Origin of the sequence: Methylocystis sp. MJC1 (assembly GCF_026427715.1) — a bacterium.
In the GTDB taxonomy this organism is placed as follows: domain Bacteria; phylum Pseudomonadota; class Alphaproteobacteria; order Rhizobiales; family Beijerinckiaceae; genus Methylocystis.
This window is the reverse complement of sequence record NZ_CP107558.1, coordinates 1,739,373-1,753,807: the sequence shown is the minus strand read 5'-3', so window position 1 is coordinate 1,753,807 and position 14,435 is coordinate 1,739,373. Positions and strand designations below refer to the sequence as shown.

Here is a 14,435-nt window from a genome sequence, read left to right as displayed (position 1 = left end):
TGAACTCTTTATGGTGAAGCGTCAAACCTCGCCAGACTTGAGTCGCGCCCACTTCTCGGATAGAGGACATCGAAACCAGGGCATTGGCCGGGGATCCTATCGATCTTCTCCCGGACATAGCTGACAACGCTTCCTGATAGCCAGCCAGAACGCCCCATATGCATTTCATTATTGACGCAGATACTGGCGATCAGATCGTAGGTTGGCTCGCGCCGGACAATCCGTCGGAGACGCCGAGATTCATTATCTCGATCCCTGGACGAGACGACATCGAGATCTCTGCCAATTTGAACAGAGCCGATATCCGGGACCTCGGCCTCCATTCGACAGGCCAATGCGGCTTTTGCATCGGCCCGGACATTGTGCCCGATCTCGCGCACGTGTCGGACATCGAGATCATCGAAGCGGACGGCCACCTCCCGATCTACAGACGGCTTCAACCAGATGACGTCGAGCGCAAAATATTCCTGTTCGACTGCACGCTGATTCCGCAGCGCCGTATCCTACAGGAGATCAAAAGCCGGTTCAGCCTCAGCTACTTCAATTCAGAGCGCAACGGCCTCGAAACGACCATCGCGCTGATCGCCAACCCGTTCTGCAAATCCATTTTCATCTCTGGGCGGTCGTTGCTTCTCCGTTACAACGACCTCCTGAAAGAGAAGGGCTATCTACGGATTGCCCTGCTGCGCGAGCCGCACGAGGAGCTGGCCGAGCGGCTTTATTTCCTGAATTTCCTCGTCAAGGAGGGGAGCGCCGACTCCTCCTTCGCCGGCTATACGACAGGCGTGAAGTCCCTTCTCGAATTTGCCGCCAACCTGCCCTTCAACGATCAAAAGGCGCTGACGAGCGCATTTCGTGGCACGACCGAGCAACAACGCCGCGAGCTGATGAGCCCAATGACGAAAGTCTTTGGCTGCGACGTCGACGAAATGCCCAAGCAAGCCAATGTCTCCCGAGCGCTCGATTATCTCGCCGACTTCGACGTCATCGGCACTCACGAGCGCTTCCCGCTTTTCAAGGACCTCGTGACGGCGGCTGTCGGGACGAATATCTTCGGGGACGAAGAGCCTGTCTTTTTCAAAAGCGTGAAGACTTTGGCCGAATCTCTCGCGAAGATCGGCATTGTGAACGACCTTCTCGCCGATGATCTCGCGCTCTTTAAATATGTCGACGACGCGATTGCCGAGAGCCTGAGTGAGCCAGATGTCGCCATGCCAGGTGGAAACGCGGCTTAGACGCCCCCTTTTTCGGCCAGAAACCTTGCCGACGACCGTGCATTGCGCTAAGAGCGCAGCCAAATCGTCAGCTTCGACCGGCCGCCCCGCGCCGAAAGGCGTCTTGGGGTTGTGGCCGTTTCAAATCGCAGGAAGGACGCGTTAGATGAAAAACGAAATCCACCCCGACTATCACACCATTAAGGTCGTGCTGACCGACGGCAGCGAATATCTGACGCGCTCGACCTGGGGGAAGGAAGGGGACACGATGAATCTCGACATCGATCCCAAGACCCATCCGGCCTGGACCGGCGGCTCGGCCCAGCTTCTCGACCGCGGCGGCCGTCTCTCCCGCTTCAACTCGCGCTTCGGCGGCCTGAGCTTCGGCAAAAAGTAAGCCTTAGCCTTCGTCTGCGACGCATTCACACGCCGGAGCGCCCTGCCGCTCCGGCGTTTTTCTTTTTCGTTCCAAAAATAAAGCGGCGAGACTTGCGTCCCGCCGCCCCTGCCCGTCGATAAGAAGGCTGACGATTATCGCGCGAAGGCGTCGCGCAGCTTGGCCAGTTGCTCCTGGACCGGGCTCGGCGTCGGCGCAACAAGGGGGCGCGCAGCCTCAGGGCCGGCGTAAATCAGCTGGTCGAGATGGATGATCCGCGCCTGCAGGCGCAGGGAATGCAACGCCAGATCTCGTAGACGCTGCGGGAGACGCTGGAAGACGTCCGGCGCGGAAGCCAGCTCCTGCTGGTGCAGCTTGACGCGGTGGCGATCGCTTGCCGCCTGGCTGCGAGTAAGCTCGCCCTGATTGACCGCGCGCTGCAGCAGCAGCCAGGAGGCGATCTGCATCAAGCGGGTCGTAAGCCGCATGCTTTCAGCGGCATAGGCCAGCGCTTCGGCGCGGGGCAGCTCCTTCGCCTCGTCGCGGCCGGCGCCGTCGAGATAGGCAGCCGCCTCTTCTACGAGCCCCATGCCCTCTTTGAACATCATGCCGAAAGCTTCGGAACCCGCGAGCTTCTCGACGAAGGAAACGGGCTGATTTTGCTCGCCCCGGTTGTCACTCAAACGCCCCATGACACGCTCACGCCCTGGCCGGTTTTTTACCCCCGGCAAACTCGATATATAGAACCTTAGCGCAATTGAGAGAGGCGCGCTTGCTTAAGCGTTCTTTAACCTTAACGGCTCCGCTTTTCAGCAAAACATAAAAAAGGAGCCGCAGTAGCGGCTCTGGAGGCGACATCAGGGAGGCATGTCCGAGGACAAGTGGAGGAGGTTTGCGCTCGAAGTCCGCGATGGACAAAGCACAGGCTGCGCGCGAACTGCTAATTGTGCGTTAATGGCTCGGGATTTTGCCCGCGCCCGCTAGGGGGTTAGAAGCGCCGTGACGGGGGCCTTTTCGTGCTGCGCCTTCTCGGCGTGCGTAAGCTGCAAGGCGCTGAGGCAGAGGGCGAGGAGGACGAGTGTGCGGAGAAATTGGCCAGCGTCTATACGCGTATATTTTGGCGTCGCTTTTGGCTGGCGCTGCGCCGGGCGCTGTTCCCGAAACGCGTAGCGATAAGATGCAATCATGGCCTGTGGCCGGTCATGACGCGCCATTCCAAAATCGACGTCCATGTTCGCCATCGGAAGCTGCTCCGTCCAAACACGATTTTGAAAGAATTTGATCAAAATGCTTAACACATGGTTAAGACTTGGCCAGCCCCCATGCTAACCCCTCGCAAATGCTTGACGCGGGGGCCCGCGAAAGGCATGTCGAGGCTTCCCCCCTGCACGCCCCGAGGCTTTCCCCAATGATTCGCTCCGCCTTGATGAATGTAATGACAGCCGCGGCCATCAAGGCCGGGCGCGGGCTCAAGCGAGATTTCGGCGAAGTCGAAAATCTCCAGGTGTCTGTGAAGGGACCGGGGGACTTCGTTTCCGCCGCCGACAAGCGCGCGGAAAAGACCCTTTTCGAAGAGCTATCCAAGGCCCGCCCCGGCTATGGCTTCATCATGGAGGAAGGCGGGACGGTCGAAGGCTCGGACAAGAGCCACACCTGGCATATCGATCCGCTCGACGGCACGTCGAACTTCCTGCACGGCGTCCCCGTCTTCGCCGTCTCGGTGGCGCTCGAGCGCGACGGGCAGCTGGTGGCAGGCCTGGTCTATAATCCCGCGACGGACGAGATGTTTGTCGCGGAGAAGGGCCAGGGCGCCTATTTCAATAATCGGCGCATGCGCGTCGCCGCCCGGCGATCTCTGGCAGAGTCCATGGTCGCCTGCGGAATCCCGCCCCTCGCCCGCGCCCGGGACCATGAGTCCTTCAAAAAGGAGCTTTCGGCCGGCATGGCCAAGATCGGCAACATTCGCCGCATGGGCGCCGCCGCCATGGACCTCGCCAATGTCGCCTGTGGCCGATTCGACGGCTATTGGGAGCGCGGCATCAATTCATGGGATGTCGCGGCGGGCATTGTGCTCGTGCGCGAGGCCGGCGGCTACGTGAGTGACCTCTCCGGCGGCTCCGACATGCTAACCAAGGGCGAAATCTGCGTCGGCAACGAGGCCATCCACCGCCAGCTCCTCGACGTGATGAGGAAGGCGTGACCGCCTGCCCCGGTTCGGACGCCGCCGCCTGCGCGGCGCCGGCGCCGCACTTGCGCCACCGCAGGGATGCAGACTTGCCGGAGATGCTCGATCTTTGGGTGGACTCCTGGCGCGCGGCCTATCCGGAGATCGATTTCGACGCCCGGCGCGACTGGCTGACGCGGCAGATCGCGGCGCTCGAGGCCAAAGGCGCGGCCACTCTCTGCATTTTCGCCGACAGCGGTGAGCGGCTCGCGGGATTCGTGATCATCGATCCCGAAACCGGCTGGCTCGACCAGATATGCGTTGGTCCCGCTTATAAAGGCGACGGCTATGCAGAGGCGCTGATGACGGCCGCCCGCGCGCTATCCCCCGGCGTCGTGCGCCTGGACGTGAATTCGGACAACATGCGCGCCATCCGCTTCTACCAGCGCCGCGGCTTCACCGAGGTTGGCAGGGGCGCCAACACGCTTTCAGGACGAGCGACTGTGATGATGGAGTGGCGGGCCGCGAAGTAGGATCGCGGCCGCCCCTTTCCTCGGATCAGGGCGCGTCGCCGCCCATCCCGTCCTCGTCGCTGATATGCGCGATGCGGATCATATTCGTCGCGCCGGGCGAGCCGAAGGGCATGCCGGCGACGATGATGACGCGGTCGCCGTCCTCGCCGAACCCCTCGCTCTTGGAATATTCGCAAGCGCGCTTCACCATATCCTCGATATCCGTGGCGTCGCGCGTCTCAAGCGCGTGGACGCCCCAGACCAGCGCCAGCCGCCGCGCGGTGTCGCGCTTTGGCGTCAAGGCCAGGATCGGCGACTGCGGGCGTTCGCGGGCGATGCGCAGGGCTGTCGTGCCCGATGACGTCCAGGCGCATATCGCCTTGGAGTGCAGCGTCTGCGCGACGTCGCGCGCCGCCACCGCGATGGCGTCGGCGTAGGTCGGATTGGCCAGCTCGCCGCGCTGGGCGTTGATGATCGAGCGGAACACCGCATCCGTCTCGACCTCCTCCGCGATGCGGCTCATGGTCGCCACGGCGTCCTGCGGATATTGGCCGGCTGCGCTCTCCGCGGAAAGCATCACGGCGTCGGCGCCCTCGAAAACCGCCGTCGCTACGTCCGAGACCTCGGCGCGCGTCGGCAGCGGCGAAAGGATCATCGACTCCAGCATCTGAGTCGCGATGACGACAGGCTTACCGAGACGGCGCGCCGAACGGTTGATGCGCTTTTGCAGGCCGGGCACGCGCTCGAGCGGCACCTCGACGCCAAGATCGCCGCGCGCCACCATCAGCGCGTCGGAGACCTCGATCACCTCGTCGAGACGGTGAATGGCCTGAGGCTTTTCGATCTTGGCCATCACCAGGGCGCGTCCCTTAGTGATCCGCTTCACTTCGACCACGTCCTCGGCCCGCTGGACGAAGGAGATGGCGACCCAATCGATGCCCTGCTCCAGCGCAGCGTCGAGATCGGCGCGGTCCTTCGTGGTCATCGAGGTGATCGGGATTTCCGTATCCGGCAGGCTCACGCCCTTGCGGTTGGAGAGCCGGCCGGCGACGTCGACAACCGCGTGGGCGCGGTCGGGCGCGGCTTCGACCACATGCATCCGCACGCGGCCATCGTCGATCAGCACGGTGTCGCCCACTTTGAGCGCCGCGAGGATTTCGGGATGCGGCAGACGCACGCGCGTGACGTCGCCGGGCGTGGGGTCGGAATCGAGGATGAAGACGTCGCCCTTGCGCAGATGGACGGAGCCCTCCTCGAAGGCGCCGATGCGCAGCTTGGGGCCCTGGAGATCGACCAGAATGCCGATCGCCTGCGACATCTCAGCCTCGATCTCGCGAATGACGCGGACGTAATTGGCGAGAGCCGCATGGTCGGTGTGGCTCATATTGATGCGGAATACGTCGGCGCCCGCGCGCACGAGACCGGCGATGACCGCCTTGTCGACCGTCGCCGGTCCGAGCGTCGCGATGATCTTGGTCCGCCTGAGCCTTCTCATTTTCGTTCTCGAATCCTTTTCTCGCGACCGCTATAGCGCGGCTCTATGTCATTGGGCGGACGGCGCGGCGTTTGGATCGGTAAGTTGCACCGTCCAGCTCTTGGCGTCTCGTCCCGTGTCGATCTCGAAGAAACCCGTCCGCTCGTAACCCCGCGCAAAACAATCCTCACGTCCGTCGATTCGGAATTCGCGGTCACGGGTGCACATGAAAGCTTTGCCCTTCCATTCGCCGCCACGCTCATCCATCGCATAGACATAGTAAAATTGCGCGGCGAGCGGCCCGCGCAGCAGGGTCTCGCAGACGGAGGGCCGGAGATTCCACCACCCCTCGGAAAGCCAGTTTTTTCCGTCCGTATAGGCGATTGCGACGCTCACCCGTACATTCGTGTTGTTGCAGAGGCGAAAATCGGCGCGCGCCGGCGCCGTCTGGGCCAGACCCATCGCAACAACGGGGAGCAGCAGGCGTCTCATCATCGTCGGAGCTGAACCGGAAAGGTTGGCGCACGGCGACTGTCAAGCGCCGCCTTTGGCGAACAGGCAAACCACGCGCGGCCAGCTTTGGCAACCCCGTTGCGCGTCGAAAAGCCGGGAAGATCAGACGGCGCAAGCTTGTGGCGCCGGCTTCGCCTTTACCTATCGCGAACGCCGCTCAAGGGAAATTCGGCATGCGTTATCGTGATCATGGGCTGCCGTCTGATCGGCTCCGTCAGAGGACTGGGCTGCCCGGAAGCGGAGAAACTGCTCGAAACAATCGAGGCTCTCCGCCGCGCGGCCCGCTGACCGCGGAACAAAGAGCGCCGCCTCTGGTTTTCGTCCACGCAAAACCTGCCGGGAGGAGGCGCAAGATGGAAAACAAAGAAGTCATCCAGACGCTCAACAATCTTGTCGAGATCAGCCGCGACGGCGAACAAGGCTTCCGCACGGCGGCCGAACAGGCGCAGGACCCTCAGCTCAAGACCGTCTTCGAGACCGCAGCCCAACGCTGCGCGACCGGCGCGCGCGAGCTCGAGTCGGAGATCTCGCAGCTCGGCGGAACGCCCGCACGGTCAACCTCTATTGCGGGCGCGCTGCATCGACTCTGGACCAACGTCAAATCCTTCATCACGGCGCGGAGCGACAAGGCTATCCTCGAAGAGGTCGAGCGCGGCGAGGACGTGGCCAAGTCGGCCTATGAGATCGCCGTCGCCAAGCCTCTTCCGCCGCGCGTGCATGCGATTATCGATCGGCAGTATCGCGGCGTGCGAGAAAACCACGACCGCGTCCGCAATCTGCGCGATCGCGCAGCCTGACGCCTATCTAACGTCTCGCAGAATCGCGGCCGCGCGGGGCGCGAAATAGGTGAGCACGCCGGCGGCGCCTGCACGCTTGAAAGCGAGCAGGCTTTCCATCATCGCGCGCTCCTCGTCGAGCCAACCGTTCTGCGCGGCGGCCATGATCATCGCATATTCGCCGGAGACCTGATACGCGAAGGTGGGCGTATGAAAGGTCTCGGCGATGCGATGCACGATGTCGAGATAAGGCATGCCTGGCTTCACCATCACCATATCCGCGCCCTGCTCCAGATCGAGAGCCACCTCGCGCAGCGCTTCGTCGGTGTTGGCGGGATCCATCTGGTAGGCGCGCTTGTCGCCGCGCAGCGTCTTGTTGGTGCCGATCGCATCGCGGAATGGTCCGTAGAATGCGGACGCGTATTTCGCTGCGTAGCTCATGATCTGCACATTCTGGAAGCCTTCGGCGTCGAGCGCCGAGCGAATGGCGCCGACGCGCCCGTCCATCATGTCGGAAGGCGCAATGATGTCGGCCCCTGCGCGCGCTTGCGTCACGGCTTGCGCCGCCAGCACGGCGACGGTCTCGTCATTGAGGATTTCATCGCCCGAGAGAAGCCCGTCGTGGCCGTGACTCGTATAAGGGTCGAGCGCGACGTCGGTGATGACGCCGATATCGGGCGCCGTTTCCTTGATGGCGCGACATGCCCGGCAAACGAGATTTTCCGGATCGAGCGCAATGCTCGCCGTCTCGTCGCGCAGCTTCGGATCGGTGTTTGGAAAAAGCGCCACCGCCGGCACGCCGAGCGCGGCGGCCTCTGCGACCGCCTGCGCAGCAAGGTCGATCGACTGGCGATAGACGCCGGGCATGGAAGAAATGGGCTCTCGACGACCCGCGCCCTCGATCACAAAAATCGGCCAGATGAGATCGGAGGCGTCGAGCGTGGTCTCGCGCACGAGGCGGCGCGACCAATCGCTTTTGCGATTGCGCCGGGGTCGCTGAACCAGCGGCAGCCTCGTCGAAGAAATCTCCCTGTCCGTCATTCACGCCTCCTCTTGTCGCGGACGCCTTAACATGCGCGACGGCGCCTTTCGACTCCGCTATAGACAGATATGGCGCGCGAGCCTTGCGCGCATTGGAAGATGAAATGATCGCCGCGGAACGCCTCCGGCCAACGCCATTCACTAGGCCCGCCGCCGTGTTTCTTGGGGCCTTTCTCGGCGCGGCCCTCCTCGCGGCGGCGCCTGTCCTTGCGCAGCAGACGCAGCCCGCGACGCCGCCTCGCGAGCCGCCGAGCCAGGCCGCGAAGACCAAGGCGCCTGCGAAAGGCGCGAAGAAGCCCGCCGTGACGAAATCGGGGGCGTCTAAGCCGTCCGAAGCCACGACGCCTCAAGGCGCCGCGAAGCAGCCGCCTGCGCCTGCAGCGCCGCAAACTGATGAGGGCGCAGCGCTGCCGACGCCGCCGCTCGACACATCAGCGCCGCCGCCCATGCTGCCGCGCGCCTCACGCGAACGCATGCGAGCCTGCGCCGAGGAATGGGAAAAGCACAAGCGCGTATCGCGCGCCGCTGTGCCGTTGTGGCGCGATTTTGCGACAGAGTGCCTGACGCGCTGACGCCGAAAGCGGCCCGCTGAAGCAACTTCGCCCGGGACGCGTCGGCAAGACGCGCGCCCGGGCGACTGGGATTTTGCGCAAAGCACGCATTCGTGACGCGCGACCCTCTTCCGATCGCGCATGACGAAAACGCCTTTAGGCGGCGCCCTCGGTCGGCGTTTCTGGCGGAGCGATCTTCACCTTGCGGGGCGCGCGCTTTTTGGCGGTCGCCTTTTTGACGGCTGACCTCTTGACGGTCGTTCTCTTGACGGTCGCCTTCTTGGTCGCGCGCTTCTTCGTCGTCGCCTTCTTGGTGACGGCGCGCTTCTTCGTCGCTACCTTGCGGACGGCCTTGCGAGCAGTCTTCTTCGTGGCGGTTTTGCGGACGCTCTTCTTCGCAGCCGTCTTCTTCGTCGCGCGTTTCTTCGTCGCCGCCTTCTTGGTGGCGGTTTTACGCGCACCCTTCTTCGCCGCTGCCTTCTTGGCCGGCTTACGCTTCGTTGTAGCTCTCGCCATAATAAGTCCCCTTGATCCGAATTGCCGGAATTATGGTCGACCGACAATACGCGCAATTAGCGTAACGTGGTTAATTGCTGGTTCAAGTGGCGCCACTCGAGAAGTAAGCGTTACAACGCATTTCGCATTGCCGCATCCGATGTTCGACAATGAAGATGAGCGTGTCCGATCTCTTATCGAAGCGGCTAGGAAATGCTTTCGCCGAGGTTCGCGCATTCAAAATTTGCCCGCCATTTTGACCTTCGCAGCATGCGAGCAACATGCGCTTTGGAAGCGACCTATGACGACGAAGCAGCGCGCAGATGCATTTCAATTACTTGTTTTTCTTCACGCTAGCTTGAATCAGACTGCATTTTGTCAAGGCTGCGCGCAAGTCTTGAACGGGCTCTAAAATACATCTGCGCGGCGCATCCCGCGCAACGCGCGGCGCATGATTGATCGCGAAGACCAGCGCTCGTTTTCAAACGGTTGAGTCGAGCTCATTTGATGCAATGTCGCTTGGGCGACACAACAAAAAAAAATTGTGCGAAGGCGGCCGAAGCGCAAAAAAATATCGGCTTCGGCAGTGCGCAAAATGAAAAATCGCGCAAGCCGAAGCCGATTGTGATTCGATTCAGGATCGAAAAGGGCGTCGCTCAGATGCCCAATTTCTGCTTCAGCAGATCGTTCACGGCCTGCGGATTCGCCTTTCCGCCCGTCTGTTTCATCACCTGTCCGACGAACCAGCCGAGCATTGTCGGCTTCGCCTTCGCCTGCTCGACCTTATCCGGGTTCGCGGCGATGACGGCGTCGATCGCGGCTTCGATGGCGCCGGTATCTGTCACCTGCTTCATGCCCCGCGTCTCGACGATCTCTCTCGGGTCGCCGCCTTCGGTCCACACGATCTCGAAGAGGTCCTTGGCGATCTTGCCCGAGATGACATTGCTCGAAATCAAATCGACGATGGCGCCGAGCGCCTGCGCCGACACGGGCGAGCGCGTGACGTCGAGACCTTCCTTGTTGAGTCGTCCGAAGAGTTCGTTGATGACCCAATTGGCCGCAAGCTTTGCGTCGCGACCCTTCGCAGTCTCCTCGAAGAAGTCGGCGCTGGCCTTCTCCATCACCAGCACGCCGGCGTCATAGGGCGGCAAGCCGTACTGCTCGATGAAGCGTGCGCGCTTTGCATCCGGCAGTTCCGGCAGCTCCGCCTTCAGCGCGTCGACAAAAGCCTGGTCGAATTCGAGCGGCAGCAGATCGGGGTCGGGGAAATAGCGATAGTCATGCGCTTCCTCCTTGGAGCGCATAGAGCGCGTCTCGCCTTTGCCGGGATCGAAGAGACGCGTCTCCTGATCGATCTTGCCGCCGTCTTCGAGAATGCCGATCTGGCGGCGCGCCTCGACCTCGATCGCCTGACCGATGAAGCGAATGGAGTTGACGTTCTTGATCTCGCAGCGCGTGCCGAGCGGCGCGCCCGGACGGCGCACCGAGACATTGACGTCGGCGCGCAGCGACCCCTGCTCCATATTGCCGTCGCATGAGCCAATGTAGCGCAGCAGCGCGCGCAGCTTGGTCACATAGGCGCGCGCTTCTTCGGCCGAGCGCAGGTCGGGCTTGGAGACGATCTCCATCAAGGCGACGCCGCTGCGGTTGAGATCGACGTGGCTTTCGCTGGGCGAGAGATCGTGCAGCGACTTGCCGGCGTCCTGTTCGAGATGCAGGCGCTCGATGCCGACGGTGATCCGCTCGGTCGGCGACACGTCGACAATGACCTGTCCCTCGCCGACGATTGGATGCTTGAACTGCGAGATCTGATAGCCCTGCGGCAGATCGGGATAGAAATAATTCTTTCGGTCGAAGACCGAGCGATGATTGATCTGCGCCTCGAGGCCGAGCCCCGTGCGGACCGCCTGCTTGACGCATTCCTCGTTGATGACGGGCAGCATGCCCGGCATGGCCGCATCGACCAGAGAGACATGATCGTTCGGCGCGCCGCCATATTCCGCTGAGGCGCCCGAGAAGAGCTTGGCCTTGCTCGTCACCTGCGCATGGATTTCCATGCCGATGATCACTTCCCAGTCGCCGGTCGCGCCTTTAATGAGCTTTGAAGGAGCCGCCTGTGTCGCCATATTTTCCTCGCTGGACCTTTGGCCTTTCATATAGACCACGGCGCGCGCGAGCGGAACGGGCGAGAAGGCGCGAAGAGGAGGCCAGCGCATGGCGACGGATAAAGAGCAGCCTGCGAACCGCAAGAACGGCCTCATCGCCCGGATGCGCGGCGCGCCGCCTCAAGTCGCCGTGCCGGTCGGCGTAGGCCTCATCATCGGCGGGACGTTGCTGTCGCCGCTGCCCGTTTTTGGCATGTGGATGGCGCCGGTGGGGCTGGCGATCCTGGCCCCACATTGGCGGCCGGCCGGCCGGCTGTCGCGGCGGCTTCTGAGATGGTCGATCAAGAATGGCTTCGTGCGGGTGAAGCGGACGCAGCGCAAGGGGAAGGCGGAGCCGCCTGGTACGGAGGGAGGCGCGTAATCAGGCGGTAAAGGGATCGATTAAGGGGATGTCGAGGCCATCGAAATCGCTGGTATTGCGAGCCGTGAGCGTCATCGTGTGAGCCGGGGCGATTGCGGCTATCATGATATCGACCACTGCAAATGAGCGCCCGCGCCTCGCTCGTTCGGCGTGGGTTTAATGAACTCCGAGACAATATTGGTGTCGAGCAGGATCATTCAACAGACGGGGGCGGCCGCTCCGTCGGGTCCCGGAGAGAAACAAAATCGTCGCCGCGATATTTGACGGGAAATAACCCAGCAAAGAGTGCGCCAAGGCGCTGCCGGAGCTCCGCTTTTGAAGACTCTGGCTCCGCCAGGGCGCTCTCCAAAAGCCGTTCAGCCTCGTCGGCGAGAGTGCGCCTGTGCGCGCGCGCTCTTTCTTCGAGCTTCCGTCTCAGATCGTCCGGGACGTCATGCAGAAGGATGTCCGGCAAGTCCTGGTTATCCGAATGAAGATAACGAGCAGGCGACCTCAGTGCAACGCCGGGCGTCAATCGCAGGGGCTCACTCCCCCTTCGGCGCCCGATCTCCCATCAGCCGCTCCTCATAGGAAATCGACCACTCGATGATCGCCGTCCATAGATTCATGGCGACCTCGACGGAGAGCCCCTCGCGCCGCGCGGCGCCGAGCACGCGCGCCAGCACTTCGTCCACGCGGTCCGGCACGCGCGCCGGAATGCCGAGCGCCGGCTTTACTTTCGCGGCGCGCTCGATCTGGCGCTGACGCTTGGCGAGCAGCGCGACGAGCTCATCGTCGAGCGCGTCGATGATGCGGCGCACCTCGGACATTTCGTCCCGCATCGCATCGATGTTTGGCTCGGCGGCGGCCTTGTTCATTAGCGCCACCAAGGTTCGGGGAAGTCGAATTTCGGGGCCGCCTGCTCGAGAGCATGCGCGAGCGAGAACAAAGTCTCCTCGTCGAACGGGCGACCGATGAGCTGCAGGCCGAGCGGCAGACCATTGGCCGCGAGCCCGCCCGGCACGGCGATGCCCGGCAGGCCCGCCATATTCACCGTCACCGTGAAGACGTCGTTGAGGTACATTTCGACCGGATCGGTCGAACCTTGCTCGCCTTGCGCAAAGGCGGTCGATGGCGTCGCCGGCGTCAGCACGGCGTCGACTCCAGCCGCGAAAGCCTGATCGAAATCGCGCTTGATGAGGCTGCGCACTTTCTGCGCACGCACATAATAAGCGTCGTAATAGCCCGCCGAGAGCACATAGGTGCCGATCATGATGCGACGGCGCACTTCCGCGCCAAAGCCCTTGGCGCGGGTCTTCTCATACATGTCGATGATGTCGCGGCCCTGCTCGCGCAGGCCGTAGCGCACGCCGTCATAGCGGGCGAGGTTAGACGACGCCTCCGCCGGCGCGATGATGTAATAGGTGGGGAGCGCGTATTTCGTATGCGGCAGCGAAATTTCAACGATCTCGGCGCCCGCGTCCTTCAGCCATTGGACGCCCTGGTCCCAAAAGGCGGCGATCTCGGCCGAGATGCCGTCGAGGCGATATTCCTTCGGCACGCCGATGCGGCGGCCCTTCACCGAGGCGCCGATCGCTGCTTCGTAATCTGGCACGGGCGCGTCGACGCTGGTCGTGTCTTTCGGATCATGGCCCGCCATGGAGCGCAGCATGATCGCCGCGTCGCGAACCGTGCGCGTGATCGGCCCCGCCTGATCGAGCGACGACGCGAAGGCGACGATGCCCCAGCGCGAGCAGCGGCCATAGGTCGGCTTGATGCCGACCGTGCCAGTGAACGCCGCCGGCTGGCGGATCGAGCCGCCCGTGTCGGTCGCCGTGGCGCCGAGGCACAAACGCGCCGCGACAGCCGCCGAAGAGCCGCCCGAAGAACCGCCGGGAACGATCTTGGCGTCGGGATCGCCCTTGCGTTTCCACGGCGAAATGACCGGACCGAAAGCGCTCGTCTCATTGGACGAGCCCATGGCGAATTCGTCGAGATTGAGCTTTCCGAGCGTCACCGCGCCGTCGCGCAGCAGATTGGCGGAGACCGTGGATTCATAAGTGGGCGTGAAATCGTCGAGGATGCGGCTTGCCGCCGTCGTGCGCACGCCCTTGGAGCAGTAGAGATCCTTGATGCCGAGCGGCAGTCCCTCGAGAGGGCCCGCCGCGCCGCTTGCAAGCTTCGCGTCGCTGGCAGCCGCCTGCTCTAAAGCGAGCTCCGGCGTCTTGGTGATGAAGCAATTGAGAGCCTGCGCGTCTTCCACTGCGGAAAGATGCGCCTTGGTCAGTTCGACGGCCGAGATTTTCTTCGACTTGAGCGCGTCGCGCGCCTCGGCGAGAGTGAGATGCGTGAGATCGGACATCGAGTCTCTTTATATATAAGGAGCGGGACGTTTCGGCCGGCGGCGATTTTACTCGATCACCTTCGGCACGACGAAATAGTGATCTTCCTTGGTCGGCGCGTTGACGAGCACGTCCTCGGCGATGCCGCCGTCGGTGACCACGTCGGCGCGCTTCTTCATTTGCATCGGCAGAACGGAAGCAATGGGCTCGACGCTCTCGACATCCACTTCGCTCAGCGTCTCGACGAAATGGAGAATAGCGTTGAGCTCGCCACGCAGGCGCTCGACCTCGTTCTCGTCGACGGCGATGCGGGAAAGATGGGCGATGCGGCGAACCACCGCGGAATCGACAGACATGTGAGAGCTCCGCCGGGATGAACCTGTTACGGCGCTATAGCGCCTGGGGCGCAGAGGCGCAATGCGGGTCGGGAAAGAGAGGCGCGGGAGTTTATCGCTGGCCGCCGCCATGGTAG

Annotated in this window: 17 protein-coding genes; 8 read left to right on the top strand and 9 right to left on the bottom strand. The window is 62.8% G+C overall.

All coding sequences use genetic code 11. The features are described 5' to 3' along the window. Nucleotides 1-158: 158 nt before the first annotated feature. The gene (locus OGR47_RS08460; RefSeq protein ID WP_165050281.1) at nt 159-1,235 is read left to right on the top strand and encodes a hypothetical protein; all 1,077 of its coding nucleotides are present in this window, start codon (nt 159-161) and stop codon (nt 1,233-1,235) included. Between the two features lie 145 nt (nt 1,236-1,380). After that, nucleotides 1,381-1,611, top strand: a complete 231-nt coding sequence (gene rpmE, locus OGR47_RS08455) for a 50S ribosomal protein L31 (protein ID WP_165050283.1) — start codon at nt 1,381-1,383, stop codon at nt 1,609-1,611. A gap of 134 nt (nt 1,612-1,745) precedes the next feature. Here rpmE and OGR47_RS08450 read toward each other — a convergent pair whose 3' ends face one another. After that, entirely contained in the window at nt 1,746-2,282 is a 537-nt protein-coding gene (locus OGR47_RS08450) for a DUF1465 family protein (RefSeq protein WP_165050286.1), read from the bottom strand. A gap of 324 nt (nt 2,283-2,606) precedes the next feature. On the opposite strand from OGR47_RS08450, the gene OGR47_RS08445 reads away from it, so the two are divergent. From OGR47_RS08445 to OGR47_RS08435, 3 genes are all read left to right on the top strand, one after another. Further along, the gene (locus OGR47_RS08445) at nt 2,607-2,885 is read left to right on the top strand and encodes a hypothetical protein (RefSeq protein WP_165050288.1); all 279 of its coding nucleotides are present in this window, start codon (nt 2,607-2,609) and stop codon (nt 2,883-2,885) included. 113 nt (nt 2,886-2,998) lie between these two features. Further along, nucleotides 2,999-3,790 (top strand): inositol monophosphatase family protein, encoded by a 792-nt coding sequence (locus OGR47_RS08440; protein ID WP_165050290.1) that lies wholly within the window; start codon nt 2,999-3,001, stop codon nt 3,788-3,790. After that, nucleotides 3,787-4,287 (top strand): GNAT family N-acetyltransferase, encoded by a 501-nt coding sequence (locus OGR47_RS08435; RefSeq protein ID WP_246729609.1) that lies wholly within the window; start codon nt 3,787-3,789, stop codon nt 4,285-4,287. The genes OGR47_RS08440 and OGR47_RS08435 overlap by 4 nt, the downstream gene beginning before the upstream one ends. 25 nt (nt 4,288-4,312) lie before the next feature. On the opposite strand, the gene pyk is transcribed toward OGR47_RS08435, so the two are convergent. Beyond that, entirely contained in the window at nt 4,313-5,761 is a 1,449-nt protein-coding gene (gene pyk, locus OGR47_RS08430) for a pyruvate kinase (RefSeq protein WP_165050292.1), read from the bottom strand. Nucleotides 5,762-5,809: 48 nt separating this feature from the next. After that, nucleotides 5,810-6,235: a DUF1036 domain-containing protein gene (locus tag OGR47_RS08425; RefSeq protein ID WP_165050294.1), complete on the bottom strand. Its 426-nt coding sequence runs from the start codon at nt 6,233-6,235 to the stop codon at nt 5,810-5,812. A gap of 371 nt (nt 6,236-6,606) precedes the next feature. On the opposite strand from OGR47_RS08425, the gene OGR47_RS08420 reads away from it, so the two are divergent. Then, the gene (locus OGR47_RS08420; protein WP_165050296.1) at nt 6,607-7,050 is read left to right on the top strand and encodes a PA2169 family four-helix-bundle protein; all 444 of its coding nucleotides are present in this window, start codon (nt 6,607-6,609) and stop codon (nt 7,048-7,050) included. Nucleotides 7,051-7,053: 3 nt separating this feature from the next. Here OGR47_RS08420 and hemB read toward each other — a convergent pair whose 3' ends face one another. Beyond that, nucleotides 7,054-8,070, bottom strand: a complete 1,017-nt coding sequence (gene hemB, locus OGR47_RS08415) for a porphobilinogen synthase (protein WP_165050299.1) — start codon at nt 8,068-8,070, stop codon at nt 7,054-7,056. Between the two features lie 104 nt (nt 8,071-8,174). Here hemB and OGR47_RS08410 point away from each other — a divergent pair, with 104 nt between their 5' ends. Beyond that, on the top strand, nt 8,175-8,642 hold the full coding sequence (locus OGR47_RS08410) for a hypothetical protein (RefSeq protein WP_165050301.1): 468 nt from the start codon (nt 8,175-8,177) through the stop codon (nt 8,640-8,642). 135 nt (nt 8,643-8,777) lie between these two features. On the opposite strand, the gene OGR47_RS08405 is transcribed toward OGR47_RS08410, so the two are convergent. Together OGR47_RS08405 and gatB are read right to left on the bottom strand one after the other, a co-directional pair. Then, entirely contained in the window at nt 8,778-9,137 is a 360-nt protein-coding gene (locus OGR47_RS08405; RefSeq protein WP_165050303.1) for a histone, read from the bottom strand. Nucleotides 9,138-9,772: 635 nt separating this feature from the next. Then, entirely contained in the window at nt 9,773-11,242 is a 1,470-nt protein-coding gene (gene gatB, locus OGR47_RS08400; protein ID WP_165050305.1) for an Asp-tRNA(Asn)/Glu-tRNA(Gln) amidotransferase subunit GatB, read from the bottom strand. 88 nt (nt 11,243-11,330) lie between these two features. Here gatB and OGR47_RS08395 point away from each other — a divergent pair, with 88 nt between their 5' ends. Next, nucleotides 11,331-11,642 carry a hypothetical protein gene (locus OGR47_RS08395; protein WP_165050307.1) on the top strand — a complete coding sequence of 104 codons (312 nt, stop codon included), beginning with the start codon at nt 11,331-11,333 and terminating at the stop codon, nt 11,640-11,642. A 524-nt stretch (nt 11,643-12,166) separates the two neighbouring features. Here OGR47_RS08395 and OGR47_RS08390 read toward each other — a convergent pair. The 3 genes from OGR47_RS08390 to gatC are packed head-to-tail and all read right to left on the bottom strand — an operon-like array spanning nt 12,167 to nt 14,319. Beyond that, on the bottom strand, nt 12,167-12,499 hold the full coding sequence (locus OGR47_RS08390; RefSeq protein ID WP_165050310.1) for a chorismate mutase: 333 nt from the start codon (nt 12,497-12,499) through the stop codon (nt 12,167-12,169). Then, the gene (gene gatA, locus OGR47_RS08385) at nt 12,499-13,983 is read right to left on the bottom strand and encodes an Asp-tRNA(Asn)/Glu-tRNA(Gln) amidotransferase subunit GatA (protein WP_165050313.1); all 1,485 of its coding nucleotides are present in this window, start codon (nt 13,981-13,983) and stop codon (nt 12,499-12,501) included. Before gatA ends, OGR47_RS08390 begins: the two co-directional genes overlap by 1 nt. 48 nt (nt 13,984-14,031) lie before the next feature. Further along, on the bottom strand, nt 14,032-14,319 hold the full coding sequence (gene gatC, locus OGR47_RS08380) for an Asp-tRNA(Asn)/Glu-tRNA(Gln) amidotransferase subunit GatC (protein WP_165050315.1): 288 nt from the start codon (nt 14,317-14,319) through the stop codon (nt 14,032-14,034). Nucleotides 14,320-14,435 lie beyond the last annotated feature (116 nt).